The following is a 22,121-nucleotide window of genomic DNA, read 5'->3' as shown; positions in this document are numbered from 1 at the left end:
GTGGTATCGGTGTATAGGCACCTCAACCGGCGTGCGCCGACGACGCCTGTAAATACCTATACCTGGCCCCGTTAACCTGCGTGATAGCGTTTTTCATTGCCCGCCGGCACCCTCGGCGGGCGTGAAGGAACGTATGAATATGCAAACCGACAGCAGCCCCTTGCTCGCCAAGCTGATTGATCACTCACGTCCTCCCGCCCCCGGTCGGGACGATTTCAAGACCGCCCTGCAGCGCCTCAACCTCACCTCGGTATTGGACATCGTACGATTGTCCGAAAGAGCCTTTGCCGAGCAACTGGCAACGTACAACGATGACGATGCACACACGGTGTACCTCAAGGCCCAGAGCGCCGCCGCGCAACTGGAAACGCTATTTCGCGAACAGCAAGTCTCGTCCCCCCCTTCTTCACCGCGCAATAAACGCAGTCTCCCCCCCGAGACCAGCGCAACCTACCAGGCCTTGTTCAAGGAAAAGTGGGACCAGTTCTGCTCCAGTTCGTCGATTGCAGCGGTTGACTCACCGACTGCCTACCTGCGGGCGCTCTATTTGTTCGCCCAACAGCTGGAAGGAAACACCAAGGACGCAAACGCGCTCAAGCTGTCGCAGCGACGCCCGGAACTCAAAGACCAGGTGATCAACCAACATAGCGTTTCGGGCCAGGTTCCCATGTTGTCGATCGTCAACCAGATCTTGCTCAAAAATATCGCGCCGGCCAAAGAAGAAGATACCTATAAGGTGCTGAGTGAAACCTGGTATCCGTTTTCTCTTCCCTATCATTTGCACCATCAGCAATGCCAACAGGGCCTGTCGGGCGACAAGCCGGCGTTGGGTGAGTTGAACTATCGCATCAGTCGCCAATTGCCTCTGGCGGGAGAAACCAGCACTTACGGGCAGGTCGGCGAACAGAACAACGAAGTCCAGTGTCAGTTATCGGGGTTGAGCCCTCAACAACAGAACATGCTGAAAAGTAGCTTGGTAACCCAAGCGGGCGCGAAAGGGTTCTATCACGCCTATTACAACTGGAAGACTGATCTGATCGGACCGGCAGAACTCACTGACTTTCTGAACCATACACAACTGGATGCCGACCAACTTCAGGCGCTGCTTGCACAACAGACTCAGTCACCACGCCAATCGCCTAACTGCAAGCAAAACCCCGGCCTCACCTACGGTGCGTGCTATATCAACGGCACGACCACACCCGCTATCAGCCTGGACAACGCCAAGCTGACCCACGTTAGCCTTGAGCGCTTCGACAGGCTGCAACGCATGATTCGTCTACAGCGCTGGCTCGGCCTGCCTTTCGCGCAATTGGACACCCTGATAGTCAGCGCCATGCGCTGTGAAGGCCATCGCAACAGCACGCTGCTGATCACCCATAACACCCTCCGGTCGCTGGGGGTCTTTTGCTATTTGAGCAAACGCTACACGTTGCAAGCCGAAGAATTTGCCGCCCTGCTTCATCAGTTACCCGTCCATGCCTCAGGTGACCGCGTGTCATTGTTCGACCAGGTGTTCAATCGCACGGGTTCCGCCCTGCCTCCCCTGTATCTGGACAGCGCTACGTTCGACGGTACCACCCGGCAACAGCTCTGCGCGGGGTTGGGCCTGCAAGACACCCAGGATTCGCTTCAACTACTGATCAACCCCAACAAACCTGCAACCCGCACGATCGAGACGGTCAGCGAGATCTATCGGCAAGCGAGAGTCGCTCGCCTGTTCGGGTTATCGGTCGTGGAATGCCGACAGTTGGTGCAAATGCTCGGGAATGCGAACTTTCTCATGCAGCTGCGCAACCCAACGTTACGCAACAAACCGAAGGGCACGACTGACTTCCTCGACATGCTCATGCACCTGGAGTGGGCCAGCCGTTGGTTTAAAGAAAACGGCAGCAGCCTGGCGCTGCTCAGACGCCAGCTATTGCTGGATCGCCAGGTCCAGGACCCGATCATCAATCAGCTATTGAAGGAGTTCGCCAGCTATGACCAAGCGTCTCTTTCCGAAGCGTTGCACCGGTTTGATCTTCCTCAGCAACCCGATGACGAAACAGTTCGTTTACCCGCCGTTGACTGGGAATCCTTGGCCTATGCGGCGCTGCAACGGATGCGTCCCAATAACAGCATCGAGATGGCGCTCGATCAAGTGCTCTCCTCCGTTGAAATCAGCACTATGCCTGTACGTACGACACATTTGATCAACCAAGCGAAACCTACACTCAACACACTGCTGAGCAAGGTGCGTGATGAGTTGTGGGCTTTATATCTACGCCTTAAAGAAATCACCCAAGCCGTCCTCCATGAGCCAAGCAATACCAACGGCTATCAAAAATACGACAATGACCACCATTTCCTGCGTTTATATGCCCCCGCTGCTTCGCCGCTGCAAACGCTCAGTTATCTGATACTGCGGTTACCTCACGCCGCCGATATTCTGCAACTGCCCCTCAGCCCACAAGCACTTCACCAGTTCCTGGTCAATCCGCACTGGCTCGCGAGCAAGTACAAGATGTCTTCGTTACTTGAACTCACCCCGTACAACCTCTACCTCATGCAGCAGTTCAAACATTGCCTACACCACTGCGGCCTGACGGAAGAGCAACTGCTCGACTACTTCGAACACGCCAATACCTTGCCCAACGGCGCTACGCAAAACACCAGTGAAGAAACGAACGAGCGTCTCGCTCAACTTTTAGGTTGGAACGCCAGTGAAATCGACGTCTTCTGCGACAAACTGAGACCTCCACGCATTACCTCAATGATGCGCCTGGACTGGGTGCTGCGCTGCCGCCAAGCCAGCATCGACACAGGCCTGCCTGCCAACATGCTGATCAAAGCCAGCGAACTGAAAGCCGACTCTACATTTGCTGACTGGAAGAGCGTCGGCGAGGCGATCACAAGTGCGTATTCATAACCCATTCACACCCTACTCACATTCGACCTGCTCAAGGATTGATCATGTCTCACTCGCTTAATCAACAGCTCAATGAAAGCCTGCGCGACGCCATGCTCGCGTACTACCTGACCTACAAGGTACCTACCGACTTAAAGGAAAAGATCACCCATGCCGACGATCTTTACGAATACTGGCTGCTCGACGTACAAGTCAGCCAAGCCGTACCGACCAGCCCGGTAGCCTGTGCCATCTCCAGCCTGCAGCAGTACATCACGCGCATCCAACTCGGCCTGGAACCGGGCTATGAAAAGCAGGGCATGACCGCGCAACAGGACACGTTATGGCGCGAACAGTTGCACACCTACGCTCTCTGGAATGCCAACCAGCAGTTGCACTATCACCCCGCCAACTACTTGGACCCGACATTACGGCGTGACAAGACCGACAGTTTTGAACAGTTGGAAAACGACCTGAGCCAGTATCGAATTCAAGCGGATACCGTCACCACGGCGGTTCACAATTACCTGGCCAGGTTCGAGGAAACCGCCAACATACGCACGATCAACGGTTATATCGACGCCGACTTGAGCAAGCTGCATAGCGGCACCTATTACTTCGTCGGTAAATCGAGTTCCGAAAACACCTATTACTGGCGCTCCCTCGACCTGTCCAAGCGCGCAGGCTCGGTACTTTTTCAGGACGCCTGGTCAGACTGGGAGAGAATCAACTTGTCGGTCTCCGACGCCACCGCCGAGCAAAGTATCCGGCCGGTGTACTTCAATAACCGGTTATTTTTCATCTGGGCCGAATGCATCAAACCCGCCCCCACCAGTTCCGTCCCACCGGCGCAAACGGATTCAGAGGAAAAAAAACAGCTGACCGAATGGATCAACAGCCGCTACGTCAAGTTTCGCCTCAATTTTTCTTATAAAAAGCACGATGGCAGTTGGAGCGCACCCAAAGCCTGCATCGAGGAGCACTGCGCTACCGAAGACGTCAATGCATTGACCTCTGCCTTTCTGAAAACCATTACGCAGACGGTAGCTATCGTCCACAGTGACGGCCCCCCGGTACTGTTTTTAAGTGTGCTGGCCACCAGCCGTAAAGACCCCAAACAGCAGGAGAACTTTATTGGCAAATTTTTCCAGGCTGTCCACGTCGACCAGTCCTTCAACATCACTACCATCGCCGATGGCGGCAGCCCCGAGCGCTACAGCGTGCTGACCGGCTCACAGGTGGACGAAGAGATAAACCGACTCCTGGAACACTTCGATCCATCGCAGAAGACAAAAGTGCAGACGGTGGTTCAAGGCAAAGATCAAAGCGTGAGTGGGTACTACAGTGAGTTGCTGCCTGACACCGCCCGGCAATACCTCACGTTCTTTGCTCATAAAAACCAAGGTAACTTGCAGTTCAAGGTGACACCCCCAAATAAGCACTCGATTTCCCCCCGGGAGGAAACGATTACCGAAGACAACAACTATTGGAACTTTGGAAAAAATCGAGAAAAAATAAAAAGCCCAGAAACAAGTGACGTCTCTTTTGATTCAAATACCAACGAACTCGTGTTTACCTCCACCCTCAATGAAAATTTCCGGCAATCGTACAGCGTCACATTAACAAAAGAAGCCCCTAAGGATATTAGCATCATACTGATAGTAGACGACGCACTGGATGATCCGAAAGCCACTCAGCTCAAACTGACCAGTGAGTCTAAAATTATCGGCCCAACAGACGCGTTAAAAACTGATTTTTACGCTCTTTATTTTAAAAATACGGCCACGCATGATGAGTTCCCCAATGCTGTACATATCAAAAACGGGTTACTCATTAACGCTAAATCCAAAGACGGGAACACCGTCTCACTCGAAGATCATTATATCGACAAGAATGCGTTCATCAGTTTATATACAAGTACAAAAAACTCCATCCAGGTCGCCCTTGACCGCTACAGCAAATATCCAGACGCAAACAAAAAGACGTCGCTGCACGCACAAAATACGTTGACCATCAAAAGGCCCAACCTGCGCACATCTAATTTACGTGCCTATAAGCACATCATTATGAGAGCCAATTTTACAGACTATCCATTCACCGAAAAAATCAATGCCAACTCACATCAAATCATCAACTATCAGGACACTACCCACGAAAGCCTCACCGGATCAAATCCCGAATTACCCAGCGGGCATCGGGTCACGGCGCGGATTCCAGTGACCACGGAGGAAATAACGTCGGGCATCACCCTGATACACGGGGTGGTGACGCTTGAGCCTGCCAAAGAAGACGACTCGACAATTCTCGGCTATACCCTGAAAGCGACCACCTTGAAGCTGGCCCCTTCCACCTCTGACACAACGCTCAATCAACAACTGGCGCCGACGATCAAAAGACAGACGTCGGAAAAACTCGGCACCGCCGAATTTATTGATTTCCCAACGAGCACCTCAACCCCGCCTGCCGACACGCCCCCCCGCCTGCGCATGAATACCTGTTTTGCCGGCAATCTGGTCAAGGCGGCCAATGTCAGCCTTGAGCATTTGTTTTCGTTAACACCGAAAACGTGGCAAGAACCTCCACTCACGCCAGGTGGCGCAGCAGAGGACATTGACTTTAACGGGGCTCACGGCAAGTACTTCTGGGAGCTGTTCCTGTACGTGCCCTGGCTGGTTGCCCACCGCCTGAATCAGGAGCAGCAGTATGTCGAAGCCCAAGCCTGGCTCAAACACATCTTCGACCCAGGGCGATTGGCCGATACGGCCAGCGAGCGCCCTGCATTTTGGGGGTTCAACGAGCTCGTTCGTACGGGTCCGCTCCCCGGTTCAGTCACTCACGACCCACATAAACTGGCGATTCGCTCACCGGTGCATTTTCGCAAAGCAATCTACCTGCTTTATCTCGACATACTGCTCAATCGTGGCGATGCAGCCTATCGGCAACTCACCCCCGACAGCCTGACCCAGGCCAAACTCTGGTACACGCGAGCCAATCACTTTCTCGGGCCACGCCCCCGCATCACCACCACTGAACCGTGGGATGAAATCACCCTCGAAAGTTTGACGACGAGCCGCTCTAAAGCCCTGGTAGAACTGGAGCAAGAAAACCCACCAATCAATGTCAACCCTGCGACCGAAAGCACCGCACTGGCTTCGCTCACGGACACCGATAATCTGTGCCTACCCTTCAATACCGATCTGGTGGCGCGCTGGGACAAGCTCGAAAGTCGCCTGCATAACCTGCGCTACAATCTCGATATCACTGGCAAACCCTTGCGCCTGTCGCTGTACGCAACCCCGCTCTCACCTCTGAAACTGTTGGCCAGCCGCAGCAGCGGTGCCTTCGGCGAAGGAGGCGCGGCGCCGTTCATTGACGCGCAAGTCGGCCATTATCGCTTCCAGATCATGCTGGGCCACGCGCTCACGGCAACCGAGGCGGTGATTCAATTCGGCAACACGGTGCTGAGCCTGATTGAGCGCAAGGAACAGGCTGAATACCTGGAGTTGCAGCAACAACAAGCCTGGGACTTGGCCAATATCGTCGTCACCCAACAACACCAGGCATTGTTGCTCGACGAGAAAAACCGCCAGGCACTCGGCGCCAGTCGTAGCATGATCGAATCCCGGATGCGCCACTACGAACGCCTGCTCACCGAAGGCATCAGCCCCGCAGAAGCACACGCAGGCCAACTCTACCTGATCAGTAGCGGATTCGAGGCCGCAGGTTCCGCCGCCGCCGCAGCGGCCGGCATCGCGATGATCGCGCCGAACATCTTCGGTACGAGTACCGGCGGGTCGCGCTGGGAGGGCCCGTTTTATGCAGCCCAAGCCTTGGCTCAAGGCGTCGCGACAGTGTTGCGGGGCACTGCCGCAGACCTGGACCGTTCCGAGCAATTCAACCGTCGGGAGCAAGAGTGGGCGCATGCCCAGGATCAGGCCCGACTCGAATTGGCACAGGTCGATGCCCAGTTACAAGCCTATGCCGAGCAGGAAAAAGCCACGCGCCTGCAATTACGCCTGGCCGAGACCTCCCTGGCCCAGGCCTGGTCGAACTATCAATTGCTGGCCAAGCGCTTTACCAGGGCACAACTGTATGACTGGCTCAATGTACAACTGAGCAAGTTCTACTACCAAGTCTATGACCTGAGCCTTTCCCTGTGCCGCACCGCGCAAGCGTGCTGGCAGTACGAAGTCGCAGACTATGCGAGCACGTTTATCCAGCCCGGTGCCTGGAACAACAACTACCGCGGCTACCTGGCGGGTGAGGCCCTGAAGCTGTCGCTGTTGAAGATGAATGCGGCCTATGTGGACCATAACGTGCGGGACCTGGAGATCGTCAAGACCATCTCCCTGCGTCATCGCATGATCGATTGCAAAGTCTCCACACCTACAACAGACACAACCGGCACTCAATCATCGAGTACACAAAACACATGGGCCGAGCATAAACGACAACTGGTCGATAACGGCACGCTGTGCTTCAAGTTGCCCGAGGCTCTGTTTGAAGAGGATTACCCCCACCACATCCTGCGGCGAATAAAAGGCATCAGCGTGTCGTTGCCCGCGACGCTAGGCCCCTATGAGGACATCAAGGCGATACTGACCCAAACCCATAACGAAATCGTATTGCCCGCAGGCGAGCGGCGCCGCGACATGCGTGCCCATCAGCAAATCGCACTGTCCACCGGCCTGGATGACAACGGCCTGTTCACCCTCAACTTCGAGAGCCACGATCGCTACTTGCCCTTCGAATACACCGGGGCCATCTCCAACTGGACCCTGGAATTCCCCAATCACAGCCGGCAAGAAGCCGTACTCCAATCAATCAACGATATCGTCATTCACCTGCGTTACACCGCCAGGGTGCCAGTTGCCAGCGGGGGTAAGGTATGAACGACGATACGCCCAACCTCCAAGTCAATACCCCGGCCCTGCCCAAAGGCGGCGGTGCCATTCAAGGCACCGGCAAAGGCTGGGGCGATGTCGGCGCCAGCGGTATGGCCACCTTTGAGATTCCCTTGCCGATCTCTCCCGCGCGCGGTTACGCGCCGGCCATGTCGCTGGCCTATCACAGCGGCGCTGGCAACGGCCCCTTCGGATTGGGTTGGGGGATACCCCTGCCGGCTGTCAGCCGGCGTACCTCCCATGGTGTGCCGGCCTACACGGAGCACGACGTACTGGTGGGCCCCGACGCGCAAATATGGCTACCCGAACGCGACGCCGAAGGTGCGATCGTCAGCCGCGCCGCGACCTCCTTCAATGGTTTGCCACTGACCATCGCCTACACGGCCACCCGGTACTTTCCCCGGGTCGAGAGCCATTTCGACCGTATCGAGCACTGGCACTCGGCAACCGATGCTGCAGGCTTCTGGTTGATACAAAGTGCCGATGGCAGTCAGCACTTTTACGGGAAGACCCCATTGGCCCGAATTGCCGATCCGGGCCACCCGCATCATGTGGCGCAATGGTTGTTGCAGGAAAGCCTGAATACCCACGGCGAACACATTTATTATCACTACAAAAAAGAAACTGACTCCTCACGCTACCCGAGGGACTGTCGAGCCCAGCGTTACCTGGAGCGCGTCTGCTACGGCAACTTCACCGCCGAGGAGCAGGAACAACTCTACCTTTGGAAGACCGACGATGAGCCGGGCATGGGCTGGCACTTTCAGTTGCTCTTTGACTATGGCGAACGTGACCTTGAGCTGGATAAGCGGCCGACGTATCAGAAAATCCGGGAGTGGCCGACACGACCCGATCCTTGCTCGGATTTTTCGTTCGGCTTCGAGCTACGCACCCTGCGCTGTTGCAACCAGATTCTGATGTTTCACCACTTCCCCAAGGAAGCGCAAATGGGCACCGACCCGGTGCTGGTCAAACGTCTGCTGCTGGAATACCGCGCGCCCACCCATGTCAGCCTGTTGATTGGGGTCCATGAGCAGGCCTTCGACAGCTCGGGCAATAGTGTGAGCCGCCCGCCGCTGGAGTGTTTTTACCAATCGAGCCAGCTCAAGGTAGACAAGAGCGGCTATAAGCCCTTCAGTTCGCTGCCCGGGCTGCATGACAGCGATCGCTATCAACTGGTCGATCTGTATGGCGAAGGCATACCGGGTGTGTTGTATCGCGCTGACAAGAGTTGGTACTACCGTGAACCGCTCAGGCCGCAGCACACGAAAACCAGCGACGAGGTGATTTACGGCGCGGCCCAGGAGTTGGCGCGGGTGCCGGTCGCCGACAGCAGCCGGCCCATCCACCAGGCGCTGGCCGATGTGGACGGCGATGGCCGTTTGGACTGGCTGGTTGCCCACCCAGGAATGAATGGCTTTTTCAGCCTGGATGAACAGCGTAACTGGTCAGCCTATACGTCGTTCGATGCATTCCCCTCGGAGTTCTTCCACCCCCAGGGCATCCTCGCCGACTTGATGGGGACGGGACGCCCTGACGTTGCCATGATCGGCCCCCGTAGCGTACGCCTGTATGCCAATCGCCGAAGAAAAGGCTTCGAACCCGCCATTGAGGTGCCTCATAAGCTCGATGACGTCTTGCCGATCGTTTCCGCCTCGCCTAACGAGCTGGTGGCGTTCAGCGATGTACTCGCCACGGGCCAACAGCATCTGGTGCGTATCCGGCATGACGAAGTGAAATGTTGGCCGAACCTGGGTCGAGGCCGCTTTGCCCGAGGGTTTGTGTTGGCTCCGTTGCCACTGCGTTATGAAACGTTCAAGCCGGCCAATGTACTGCTCGTCGACCTCAATGGAGGTGGCGCTACGGACTTGCTGTATTTGAGCGCCGCCCACCTGTGGATTTTCCTCAATAAAGGCGGCAACGGTTTCGAGGCGCAGGCGATCAAGGTCCCGTGGCCAGAGGGTGTGCAGTATGACGACCACTGCCAGGTCAACATCGTCGACGTGAGCGGCCGGGGCTGCCCTAGCCTGATCCTGACCGCCGCCCACCAGACCCCCATCCATTGGCGCTACGACTTTTTCAGCCACAAGCCCTGGCTGCTCATACGCACCGACAACAACATGGGCGCCCAGGCGGCGATCAAATATCGCAGCAGCGCCCAGGAGTGGCTGGACGAAAAACGCGAGCTGCATGCCAAGGGCCAGCCCGCTATCAGCCAGTTACCCTTTGCGCTGCTGCTGGCCAGCCAACAAACCCAACGAGACGAAATTACCGGCAACCAGCTGACCCAGCGCGTGAGCTATCGTCAGGCTTATTACTACCGTGTGGACCGCAAGTTTCGTGGCTTTGGGCTGTTGCTGCAAACCGACACCGACAGCCGCAAAGACGCCCCTCACGCGCCGGGTTCAAGCGCTCCCGTGCTCAGCAAAACCTGGTTTCATACCGGGCGATCCCTGGACATGCCCTGCCTCGGCCAGAGCACTCACGACCCGAACGCCAAGGCTCCCGGCCGCACGCTGGTCAGCCGCTACAGGGGGACAGCTGGGGCACAACCGCTGGATCATCATGACGACTTGATCAGCGACCCCGCACCGGCGCTGGCACGCGACGTGGCCCGTGCACTCATTGGCGCGGTGCTGCGGGTCGAAGTGATGGCAGCAGACCCGGCGCAAGACGCCGTGCCCTACTCGGTCAAACACCAGCGGTATCTGGTCCGTGAACTGGCCCCCGCCAGTGCTCATACGCCCTACCCCCGGTTGCTGCCATTAGCGCTGGAGTCGATCAGCTATCAATATGAAGGCGTGGAAAACGATCCCGTCTGCCAGCACCAGATCAATCTGCGCTGGGATGCCTATGGTTACCTGGTGCATAGCGTGACCCTGCATTATGCCCGCCGTACCACCACCGACAGCCCGCCGCCCTCCGTGCTGGTGGATGAGCACCAGCAGCGCTGGTGGCACGATACCCATGACAACGCGCAACAATTCTATTACCTGAGCGAAACGCTGGCGCAGCCCATTCATCTGGACGACGCACAGCAGTGGTGCCTGGCCTTGCCCTACCGCCAACGAGACAACGCCCTGGTGCTCGGCAAGGCGCCGGCGCCTGGCGGGCTGGACCCTGCGCGTATCGCCTATGAGGTGTTTATCGATACCAGCGTCGGGCCGTTGGCCGCAGGGGCCAGCCGCACCCTGAGCGGCTTGTCGCTGCAGCACTACCGGCAGGCCGGCGCTGTGGGCAAAACCCTGGAACCCGGGGTCGCCACTGCCCAGGCATTGACTGACTATCTGGAAACCGCCGAGCTGGATGACCAGGCCATGAGTGCCTACAACGACATTCCGACCATGCCCAACCAACTCAAGGTGGACCTGGTGCAAAAGCTCACCGACAGCGGCTATCACACCATGGAGCTGTTTTTTCTATTCGACGGCGAGGTGCCGCCCAAGGAAAACCGCCTGTGGTCGATTCGCCGGCACTTTCCCCGCTATGGCAAGGCCACCCAGTTTTATCGGTTAAGGGCGCTGCGGGCCACCGAGGCCCATGGCGAAACAAAGCTCACCTATGACCCCTACACGTTGCAAACCGTGCGCGTAAAAATGCCCGACGATTGTGTAACCAAGGCCGAATACGACTATCGATTGCTGCTGCCGATAAAAATCGTCGACCCCAATGGCACTATTCAAGAAGCGCTTTATGACGGTTTTGGGCAGTTACTCGCCAACACCTTTTACGGCCACGAACAAAGCCTCAGAGTGGGCTTCGCCGCCCTGGAAAGCTACCGCCCACTCAAAAATGTAACGCCCGCATTGGCCATCGAACAGGCGCAAAGCGTGCTGCAAGACATGGCCAGCGCGCACTGCTACGCGCCTTTCAGTTGGATGGGCAGCATCGACTTGGCTCTGGTCAAGCCCGAGTGGATTACCAAGGGGTATCTGCTCCCCGGCGGGCATATCCGCATGAGCGCGCGATCGCGGCTGAGTGGTGCTCGCCAGCCCCTCAGTGACAGTGCAAAACAACTCAAGGCGTTGATCGATGAGGCCAGCCGTACGCCGGTACATGGGCTCATATTGCAAGCTGACCGCTACCCCGGCGATGCCGAACAACAGATTCGCATGACCCTGACCTGCTGGGATGGCTTCGGCCGCTCATTGCAGACCAAGCAGAAGACCGAACCAGGCCCGGCCCATGCGGTCGACGACAAGGGCAACCTGTTGGTCGACGAACTGCCGGATGCAAACGCCACTTTGAAGAAACAGCTGCGCCAAGTGCAAGCCGACCCCCGCTGGCGCATCAGCGAGCGTGTCGAATACAACAACAAGGGCTTGGTCATTCGCGTCTACCGCCCCTACTTCGCCGACAAGCACACCTACGTCAATGATCAATCCATGCGCGAGCTGGGCCACAGCGACCGACAGTTCTACGACCCCCTCGGGCGCCCGACAAAGACATTGACCGCAGGAGGATTTATGCGGCGTACCACCTATTGGGCCTGGTACACCGTCAATGAGGACGAAAACGACACTTATGCAGAGCTGAACTCCGACAACATACTGACTGATACCCCCTAAAGACCTGGGTATCTACAGAACTTTTGCTCCTGCGCCAGACCTGTAGCGGTCTGGCCCCTCCAACGTGAGCCGTTCAAATGTGTGTGAGGCTTGCCTGCAAAGGCAGCCTTGAAGCCGACTGGGATGTTGAATGGGCCGCAGCGACGACCCATTCATGTTCTTGTCAGGATCGCCGGGCTGCGCCCCATCGCGACGCCAAGGTTGTATACCCGCGCCTGGCAAACGTTACGAAAAAGCCGCGCCATTCGGTCAATGATGCAATCACGCCGCGGGCCGCCATGACAATTGTTCGAGTGGTCCGGCCTTGAGCGGCCTGTGGCAGGCCCGTCAGCGCAACGGCCAATGCCTCGACACCGGACGCGGCCCAGTGCGTCCACACCTGATTGAACATTCTGCTCAGCCCACCGTGCGCCGTCGCGACAGGATCCGGCAGCTGTACGGTTTGGCCATGGGGATCGTGGACTGCGGTCCGGTGACCGCCACGCATCATCGTTCCCATCGCCCCATCGTAGGCTTCTATTGCAGGTGAGACATTGGGTTGCATCAGCGCAGGCACTTCCCCGCCATAAACAGCGTTGGCCACGGTAGCAAGGGCATAGGCGGCCGTCGCTCCGGCGGTGCGCGTGACCCTGCCGCGCAGGGGCGTGCTGCCCCAGGAGATGCCGGTACCGTGCCCACGAAGGACCTGCTGCACCAGTTCTCTGGAGAGCGCGCGCACATGTCCGCCCAACCGCTGGACCGCCACCGGGTCCCAGCTGTGCTCGGCTTGATCACCTATCGAGTCGCCATGCATGGCATACCCCATACCCGCGGCACCTGCAAAAATAGCACCGATCTGTGGCGCATATCGCGTCCAGTTACCGGCGATACCGGTGCTCATATGTGCCGTGGACACTGCATCCAGCACCGCAACGGTAAGGCGCAAGATTTGGTTGCGTTGTGCCGTGGGCTGGACGGTACTGAAGACCGCCAGATCGACGCCCGTCGCGATTGCATTGGCGATATAGGTGGATAAACCATCGCGAATCGCTGCCGCCGAGGCCGGTTGTATCCTCGGGCGCATAACCCTACCTATATTCGCGAGCCTGCGGCTGATGGAAAGCCTGCGTATTTGTTTATCCTGCGACTCCTCCAAAGCCGGTGTGGCAGCCAGCCCTTGCGCATCGACCTTGCTAACCGGATTACCGCCAACCATGGCGTACAGATTCAAACCATCGGCATCGCCAATCGGGTCCGGGCTGATCCATCGGCATAACCACGGTGCGTAATACCTGAAGCCGTAGTAAGACAACCCACTGGCATCGCGCTCCTTGCCCGAGTAACGGATGAACCTGTAACTCGCCTCACTGGCATTCTTCGCCGCCCACCAGGCAGTCCCGCCGTAGGGGTAATAACTTTCCTGGCTGAGCAGTTGCGCCTGCTCGCCCAGTTCCAGGCTGCTGCTGCCCAAGTGGTCCGACAAGCCGTAACGGATCTGCGCGTCCTGGCGCCCCCCCGAAGGGTGGCGATCCCAAAGCAGGACGCGCACCGTGGTCGTACCAGCATCAAGGTTGAGTACATTCAGTTGCTCACCCGTTGCGCTGTCATGCCGAATTTCCAGCCCCGGCAAGTAGCGCACCTCGGCCCTATGCAGCACGCCCCGGGCCTGGGAGACCCGGCGCTTGAGGATGCGCTGGCCCGTGGCATCGTAGGCGTAACGTTCTTCATCGTCGTTGCCGCCCTCGCGCCGCACCTGCGTGAGGCGCACCAGTTGATTGCGCACATCCCAGCCCATCTTGTGATCGCCTGCCAACGCTTGCAGATTGCCGTTGCGGTCAAAGCCCTGGCCCAACCCCGGCGCAGCCTTTCCATCAGCCTGCGGCAGAAAATGATTGCTGCCCGCGGCCACGCTCATCTGCCGCGTGAAGCCCGTGCCGCTGCTGGGCACATGTTGCAACTCAAGCATATTTCCGGCGGCGTCATAGCTGAACCGCTGGGTGTAGCGACGCCATACGCTGTCGTCAGTCGAGCCGAACGTCACACTCGCTGGTAACGCCGGGCCTCCAGTGTTGCCGGCGGTTTCGCGGCCGGTGGCCTTGGTCAGTTGCGATAACGTGTCGTACTCATAAAGGCTGGTCGAACTGATTCGGGTGTTGCTGGACCATTGCGTCGGCTGGGCAAGGTCATCGATCCGCACGACGTTGCCAACGCCGTCATACTCGTAGCGCAGGTCTTGCAGCGCTGCGCCCGGTCGCGCGGGCAGATGGGCAGTCATTTGCCGCAAGCGACCATCGAATTCACGGTAGTGCATGGCACGCACAACGCCGTTGCCGGCGCGTTCGCTGAGCACCTGACCCGCTGCGTTGTAGTGCCGCTGGCCCAGTACCTGCGTACGCTCGCCGCCCCTGGGCGTCACAAAGATGCTCGCCGGCTGGCCGTCAATGCCGTAGGCGTAGTCGAAGCGATTGCCCTTGGCGTCCGTGTGATGCAGGCGCTCACCCAGCGCGTTGAACCCAATGGATGTCTGGAATATCTCGGGCTCCAGGAGCACCTCGCGTTGTGCGTACAGCTGCGGCCAATCCAGCGCGGCATCCGCCTGCCGGAAGCGTCGGGTCTGCTGAGCAACTTCTGCGTGCACCCCATACCGCTCGTGGAACAACGAGCCGCCGCCGTCATCGTGGCGAACCACCCGGCCGCAGCGGTTGCGCGCCGCCTCTTCGTTCGAAGATGCAGCATAGGCAAGACGCTCGACGCACAACGCTTGCCCGTCACTGGCCGCCTGCTCGAAGACCGCCACCGGCCGCAGATATTGATCGTAGCGATGAGCCTGGTGAGCGCCCCGCCCATCCCATTCTTCCAGTAACTGCCCAGCCTCCCCCATCAGCGTCAGCCGCCAGCCGGCATCCACGCTGTCGGTGCGCAACGCTTGTCCACCAAGGCTATAGACCGTGCGTTGATTGGGCGCGGTGTCAGGCTGTGAGCGTGACAACTGCAACAAACGTGGGTCCCACTGTTCAATCATCAAGCCCGTACTGCCATACACCTGACGATGAATGCGCATCTGCGGTTCAACCTCTGTGCTTGAACGGTGGTAATCGATGTTACGAACAATTAACCCACGCGGGTCGACTGCGACCAGGGACGGCGTGTTTCGATGGATGGAATCAGACATGACCTCAGGACCTTATTGCTGAACAAGTAGTCCTGAGAGCCTAGGGATGAGGGGATGAGAAAGGTGGTGCTGGAGGATGCTTTTGTGTATCCAGTTACTGGCATCGCCCCGACCCGCTCACGTGTCAGCGTGCCGCCCGCCCTGACACCCTCGGACGGCTGGGCTTGTAGCGACGCCAAGCGGACGCGTTTGACTCCCAAGGCGCGTCGACCCGTTGTTGGTGTCGATAGAATGTCACGCGGCCTGCCAGTTGCAGACGATGCCGATAAAGCCAGCGCAGCTCGGAGGCCGTGGCAGATACCCCTTGCTTGCTGACGACGGCTCCTATGTCCAAATTGTCGAGAGCGAAATGGACCATCGCCGCACTTTGCGGGCTAGTCAAGGTTTCCAAAGCCGATTTGCTGCTTCGAGTGACGATTTTTTGCTGAATGGCCAATAGGTCTGTGCCAACGTGTTGGCGAGCCGTCGCCTCGAGTGAATACCTGCCTGCGGCAAGATCACTGACAAACCTCCTCGCGAATTGCTGGTTGCAGGAAGTTGACGTACAACCTGAATATTTCGAAACAATGCCCTCGTAAAACGGCCGGACGCCGACCGAAAGCTGCTCAATGAGCTCGGCCTTGAGTTCGTTAGCTTTCGCTGGGTCATGTGGATCTTGCGTCAAGTCGCTGAATAGCTCCGCATTCACGTTGCGAAATGCAGAGAAGGCGCGAACGGGAGGCGCCAGCCCGGCAGTCCAGCGCTGCAGTTCCGCGCCTGAAAAATAGGCCACCATCGCATCCCCGCGCGCGCTCAGCTTCGACCAGAAACTCCTGTAGGCAGCAACCGTCGCGGCCAAGCCAAAGAGAATATCGCCTCGACCGGGTTGGAATTGCTCGCCAAACGTCGTTTGCGTGCCATCGGCATCCCTGAACCCTACGGGATTGCCCCGGGCCATCGCATACAGGTTCAAGCCGTCCACATCGCCCATCGGGTCCGGGCTTATCCAGCGCTGCAACCACGGTGCGTAATAACGCGCACCGTAGTAGTACAGGCCCGTGGCGTCGCGTTCCTTGTCGGAGTAACGGCGAATCTTAGGGTGCCCCCGAACGATATTGCTGGTTGCCCACCACGCCGTTGCGCCATAAGGATAGTAATGCTCCTGGCTCAACAAGCGAGCCTGCTCGTCCAGTTCCAGCGCACAGCTCTTGAGGTGATCCAGAATGCTGAATCGCAGTGAGTGGGTACTCATCTCGCTGGGTTTGCCCGACTCCCATTGCACCACGGTGACTCGCCCACCGCCCGTATCAATGTCCAGCACATTGAAGCGCTGTGCCCTTTGCTTGTGTACTTGCAGGCCCGGCAGGTAATAGGTTTCCTGGGTGTAAGGTTTTGCACGAGCCTCACGGCTGCGAACCTTGAGTGCGCGCAGGCCTTGACTGTCATACAGGTAACTCTCCACGTCAGGGTCACCGTTCTCACGCTGTACCTGGGTGGTGTAGGTCAATTGATTGCGCACATTCCAGGCCGCCTGCTGTGTGCCGTCGAGCGACAACTGATTGCCATTGGCATCGAACGCCCCATCCCATTGAACCTGCCGCCCTTGCGCTACGGGCACGGCGCGGTTCGTGAGCGCCGCCACTTGCATTTCGCGGGTATAGCCTGTGCAGCTGGAGGGCACGTGTCGAAGGCGCGTCAGATTGCCCGCACCATCATAGGCATAATGCTGGGTGTAATTGCGCCAGAGCCCCTGATCCGTCGCCCCGAACTGCACCTGCGTTGGCAAAGCCCGGCCCCCGGCATTGGCGCTATTTTCCCGACCGCTGGCCTGGATCAACTGATAAAGCGTGTCGTACTGGTAGCGATTAACCGCATCAATCCGGGTGTTGCTGTGCCATCGAGTCGGTTGCGCCAGGTCGCTGAGGCTGAGGATGTTGCCGACCGGATCGTACTCATATACCAGCTGCTGCAGCGGCGTGCCGGCCTGCCCTTGGCGGTACACCTCAAGTTGCTGCAAACGACCGTCGTGCTCGGCGTAACGGGCGACTTTGGTAACGTTATTGCCCGCCCGCTCGGACACGACTTGGCCGCTGGCGTTGTATACCCGCTGATTCATCAACACTTGGCGCTCGCCGGTCTTGAAGATCAGCAGCATTTCCAACCCCCAGCCCTGTTGCCCATAGCGCCACTGTAGGCGGTTGCCCTTGGCATCGATCTGCTCCAGCATTGCACCCAGCGCATCGTAACGCCAGGTGGTGGTATAGGCCTGGCGTTCCGTTAGCAGATCCTGTGCCTCATCGCTGTTTGGCCAGTCGACCAGAGCGATATCGGCGCGAAACCGTCTGGTTTGCTTGATGACGCGTTGATCGATCGCGTACGCCTCCACCAGCAGCACACCCGCCGGGTCCGCATGGCGAATCAACCGTCCACAGCGATTGCCGACGACCTCGGCCGAGATTGCGGGCGCGTACGTCATACGCTCGACACAACGGGGTGACGGGTCCTCTGCAGATTGTTCGAACACCGCCACAGGGCGCAGCAAATGGTCATAGTGAAACGCTTGAAGGGCGCCGCGCGAGTCCCAGCTGTGCAACCGCTGCCGCGCTGCACCGTACATGACCAAGCGCCAACCGGCATCCATACTCTGGGTTCGCACGGTTTCACCCGACAGGCTGTAAAGGTTCGATTGCGCCGCCACCCCGGTCGAGCCAAGGGCGAACTGACGTGGGTCCCACTGTTCAAGCAAAAAACCACTGGCACTCAACACCTGGCGATTGACCCGCGGCTGAGGGGAGTCCGCGAGCGTTGCACGATGATACTGCACAGTGCGCACGGCTAACCCGCGAGGGTCAATGGCCGTCAAGGTAGGCGTATTTCGATGTAGGGCGTTAGACATGAATTCATGACCTGTTTTGCACTAAGGTCAACAAATCCTAGAGGTACCGGCCTCGATAAAGGGGTATAAAAAGTAGCCTTGTGTAACCAGATTCTGGCACTACCTGTCGAGACCAGCAGGCTTGGCACCTGCTGGCCTCAAAGGTTTTCAGTGCCCGCCGGCGCAGGTCGGCGAGGCCGGGGCTGCGTCGATTTTCGCCCATTCCTCAGGTGTGTAGGTATGCAGCGCCAACGCATGAAATTCGCTCATCAGGTCACCCAGGGTGGCGTAGACCTTCTGGTGGCGCTTGACGCGGTTGAGCCCTTCGAACTGCGGGCTGACCAGCACGGCCTTGAAGTGGGTCTGCAACCCACGGCTGTGCATGTGGCTTTCATCCAGCACACTCAAGTGTTCCGGGCCCAGGGCGGCGAGCGCCGTTTCGATACGCTGTTGCATGGTCATTGCTGCTTACTTCTTCTTGGCCGGTGCGGCACCTTTTGGCGCCAGCTCATTGGTCATGTCTTCCAACAGCTTGTTCACCACCGGTACGGCGCTTTCCAGTTTGGCCTGGGTCATCTGGGCCGATTGCTGAGTCAGCTGCGGCATTTTTTCCAGGACTTTCTTGCCCAGTGGCGACTGGTAGAACGCTACCAGGTCCTTGAGCTCGGATTCGCTGAAGTTGGTGGTGTAGAGCTTGACCATATCGGGCTTGAGCTTCGGCCAGCCGATGGCCTGGTCCAGGGCGGCGTTGGCCTTGGCCTGGTAGCTGTCCAGTACGGACTGCTTGGCGGCAGGCGCCTTGGTCTGTTCGAAACGCTGGGCGAACATTTGCTGCACTTGCATGTACACCGGGGTCCCCAGCTTGTCAGCGTGGGCCAGGGTAAGGAAGGCTTCGGCACTGGCGTTGTGGCTGGCGGTATCGGCAAAAACCTGGCCGCTGGCGCAAACCAGAGCAACCGCGGTACAGATGGCACGAAGACGAGTCATCGAGTTTCCTTTTCTAGCAGGCGAGGTAAGACCCCAAGGGCGCCCATTCTGCGCCTAAAAAACCTCGCGGCTCAACCCCACCCCACGTAGGCCCTGGTTTTGCGGGGCGCAATGGCACAAATGCGGATTTAGGGAACCCACGGCAGCCGCCAGGGCCTAAACTGACCAATCACGACTGGATAAGGAGGGTGCCCGATGAGCCGTATCGAAACCGACAGCCTGGGAGAAGTACAGGTCCCTGATGATGCCTATTGGGGCGCGCAAACCCAGCGCTCGCTGGTCAATTTTGCGATTGGCGAGCAGCGTATGCCGCTGGCGGTATTGCATGCCCTGGCCCTGATCAAGAAGGCCGCCGCCCGGGTCAATGACCGTAACGGCGACCTGCCCGCCGATATCGCCCGGCTGATCGAACAGGCTGCCGACGAAATCCTCGACGGCCAGCATGACGACCAGTTCCCGCTGGTGGTCTGGCAGACCGGCAGTGGCACCCAGAGCAACATGAACGCCAACGAAGTGATCGCCGGCCGCGCCAACGAACTGGCCGGCAACAATCGGGGCGGTAAAAGCCCGGTACACCCCAACGACCATGTGAACCGCTCCCAAAGCTCCAACGACTGCTTCCCAACCGCCATGAGCATTGCTGCGGTGCAAGCGGTGCACCAGCAACTGCTGCCTGCTATCGCGACGCTGTCCGGTGGCCTGGCGGAACTGGCCGCGCGGCATATGAAGCTGGTCAAGACCGGCCGCACCCACATGATGGACGCCACGCCCATCACCTTCGGCCAGGAGCTGTCGGCGTTTATCGCCCAGCTCGATTACGCCGAGCGCGCGGTCCGCAGCGCCCTGCCCGCCGTGTGCGAGCTGGCCCAAGGCGGCACTGCTGTCGGCACCGGGCTCAACGCACCCCATGGCTTCGGCGAGGCGATTGCCTCCGAACTGGCGGCGCTGTCGGGCTTGCCCTTCGTGACCGCACCGAACAAATTCGCCGCCCTCTCCGGCCATGAACCGCTGGTCACCTTGCACGGCGCGCTGAAAACCCTGGCCGTGGCCCTGATGAAAATCGCCAACGACCTGCGCCTGCTGGGTTCCGGCCCACGCACAGGGCTGGCCGAAGTGAAGTTGCCGGCCAACGAACCGGGCAGTTCGATCATGCCCGGCAAGGTCAACCCCACACAGTGCGAAGCGCTGTCGATGCTGGCCTGCCAGGTATTGGGCAACGACGTGACCATCGGCATGGCTGCCAGCCAAGGGCACTTGCAGTTGAACGTGTACAAACCGGTGATCATTCACAACCTGCTGGAGTCGATCCGCCTGCTGGCCGATGGCTGCAACAACTTCCAGGAGCATTGCATCGCGGGTCTTGAGCCCGACGCCGCGCAAATGGCCGAACACCTGGAACGCGGGCTGATGCTGGTCACCGCGCTCAACCCGCATATCGGCTACGACAAGTCGGCAGAGATCGCCAAGAAGGCTTACGCCGAAGGGCTGACACTGCGCGAAGCCGCGCTGGAGCTCGGCTACCTCACCGACGCCGAGTTCGACCAGTGGGTCCGCCCGGAAAACATGCTCGGCGCTTAAACCGATATCCGCAGCCGCCGGGCCCTGAGCCCGGCGAGCAGCGAAGGCGCCAACGCCACCATCGCCGAACCCGTCACCACCACCAGCGCCCCCACATACCCCAAGGCATTGATCTCTTCGGCCTGCACATAGTCAGGCCACAGCCAGGCCGCCAAGGCCACCGCCACAAAGGTCACCAACGGCGTCAACGCCAGGGTCGCACTGACCCGCGAGGCTTCCCAATGCGCCAGGGCTTCGGCAAATGCGCCGTAGGCCACCAGCGTATTCATGCAACACGCCAGCAGCAGCCATCCTTGCAGCGGGCTCAACTGCAACGCCTCCAGCGGATGCGCCCACGGCGTGAGCAACACCGCGCACGACAGGTAGATCACCATCATCACCTGCAACGAATTCCACACTGTCAGCAACTGCTTCTGCCCCAATGCATAGAACACCCAGATGGTGGTGGCGAGCAGGATCGTCAGCACACCGGCGGTGTAGGTGCCCATGGACGTCAGCAACTCCACCAGGCGTTGGTTGAAGAACAATCCAAAGCCGATAATCAGCACCACCAACCCCACACCCTGCCCCAGGCTGAAGCGCTCCTTGAACACAAACACACTGGCTACCATCAGAAAGATCGGGCCCATCTGCACTACCAGCTGCGCGGTGCCTGGGCTGAGCATTTTCAGCCCAACCAGATACAGCACGTAGTTGCCGACCAGGCCGCACACCGCCATGCCCACCAGCCAGCCGCCCCTGGGGCCGAGCACTTTACGGCTGGGCAAGCGCTTGGTGGCAGCCAGATAGACAAACAGGCAAGTACCGGCCACCGTGAGGCGAAACCAGGTGACGGTGATCGGGTCCATCACTTGCAGCACTTGCTTGAGCTTGACCGGAAGGATGCCCCACAGAAACGCGGTCAGCAGGGTCAGGCAAAAGCCGTAGACCCAGCGGCCGGAGGAGATGTGCATGAGTGCCCCAGATGCCAGAGGAAGTGGAACCGCATTCTAGGGGCAAGTCACTGGATTGGGATACGCCACAATCCTAAATGTGGGAGGGGGCTTGCCCCAATGCCAGTCAGTTAAGAGCTAGAGCAGACAACTAGTGAGCTGTGGCCCGATGAGGGAGTGTCAGTCAGCACATCTGTGACTGACTCACCGCCATCGGGAGCAAGCCCCCTCCCACATTTGGACCGAGCCGGGTGCAG

9 protein-coding genes are annotated in these 22,121 nt (G+C 58.8%); 4 read left to right on the top strand and 5 right to left on the bottom strand.

Annotated features, from left to right (window positions below):
* Positions 1 to 139: 139 nt before the first annotated feature.
* The 3 genes from J1G33_RS12545 to J1G33_RS12535 are packed head-to-tail and all read left to right on the top strand — an operon-like array spanning position 140 to position 12,362.
* On the top strand, positions 140 to 2,911 hold the full coding sequence (locus J1G33_RS12545) for a Tc toxin subunit A (protein ID WP_262416804.1): 2,772 nt from the start codon (positions 140 to 142) through the stop codon (positions 2,909 to 2,911).
* Between the two features lie 44 nt (positions 2,912 to 2,955).
* A complete protein-coding gene (locus J1G33_RS12540; RefSeq protein ID WP_223018174.1) occupies positions 2,956 to 7,782 on the top strand; it encodes a neuraminidase-like domain-containing protein in 4,827 nt (1,608 codons plus the stop codon).
* Positions 7,779 to 12,362 carry a SpvB/TcaC N-terminal domain-containing protein gene (locus J1G33_RS12535; RefSeq protein ID WP_223018173.1) on the top strand — a complete coding sequence of 1,528 codons (4,584 nt, stop codon included), beginning with the start codon at positions 7,779 to 7,781 and terminating at the stop codon, positions 12,360 to 12,362. The genes J1G33_RS12540 and J1G33_RS12535 overlap by 4 nt, the downstream gene beginning before the upstream one ends.
* Positions 12,363 to 12,525: 163 nt before the next feature.
* Here the strand turns inward: J1G33_RS12535 and J1G33_RS12530 are convergent, their stop codons facing one another.
* The 4 genes from J1G33_RS12530 to J1G33_RS12515 all read right to left on the bottom strand — a co-directional run bounded on the left by J1G33_RS12530 (position 12,526) and on the right by J1G33_RS12515 (position 19,354).
* The gene (locus J1G33_RS12530; protein ID WP_223018172.1) at positions 12,526 to 15,513 is read right to left on the bottom strand and encodes an RHS repeat-associated core domain-containing protein; all 2,988 of its coding nucleotides are present in this window, start codon (positions 15,511 to 15,513) and stop codon (positions 12,526 to 12,528) included.
* Between the two features lie 124 nt (positions 15,514 to 15,637).
* On the bottom strand, positions 15,638 to 18,388 hold the full coding sequence (locus J1G33_RS12525; RefSeq protein ID WP_223018171.1) for an RHS repeat-associated core domain-containing protein: 2,751 nt from the start codon (positions 18,386 to 18,388) through the stop codon (positions 15,638 to 15,640).
* Between the two features lie 147 nt (positions 18,389 to 18,535).
* Entirely contained in the window at positions 18,536 to 18,829 is a 294-nt protein-coding gene (locus tag J1G33_RS12520) for a BolA family protein (RefSeq protein WP_032880157.1), read from the bottom strand.
* A 6-nt stretch (positions 18,830 to 18,835) separates the two neighbouring features.
* The gene (locus J1G33_RS12515) at positions 18,836 to 19,354 is read right to left on the bottom strand and encodes a DUF2059 domain-containing protein (RefSeq protein ID WP_032880156.1); all 519 of its coding nucleotides are present in this window, start codon (positions 19,352 to 19,354) and stop codon (positions 18,836 to 18,838) included.
* Positions 19,355 to 19,549: 195 nt separating this feature from the next.
* On the opposite strand from J1G33_RS12515, the gene J1G33_RS12510 reads away from it, so the two are divergent.
* Positions 19,550 to 20,932 (top strand): class II fumarate hydratase, encoded by a 1,383-nt coding sequence (locus J1G33_RS12510; RefSeq protein WP_223018170.1) that lies wholly within the window; start codon positions 19,550 to 19,552, stop codon positions 20,930 to 20,932.
* Here the strand turns inward: J1G33_RS12510 and J1G33_RS12505 are convergent.
* Positions 20,929 to 21,885, bottom strand: a complete 957-nt coding sequence (locus J1G33_RS12505; protein ID WP_223018169.1) for a DMT family transporter — start codon at positions 21,883 to 21,885, stop codon at positions 20,929 to 20,931. The two genes, J1G33_RS12510 and J1G33_RS12505, sit on opposite strands and share 4 nt — an antisense overlap.
* Positions 21,886 to 22,121: the final 236 nt, after the last annotated feature.

This window comes from Pseudomonas sp. P867 (assembly GCF_019891455.1).
In the GTDB taxonomy this organism is placed as follows: Bacteria; Pseudomonadota; Gammaproteobacteria; order Pseudomonadales; family Pseudomonadaceae; genus Aquipseudomonas; species Aquipseudomonas synxantha_A.
The sequence above is the reverse complement of the archived record's forward strand: the minus strand, read 5'-3'. Positions and strand labels throughout refer to the sequence as shown.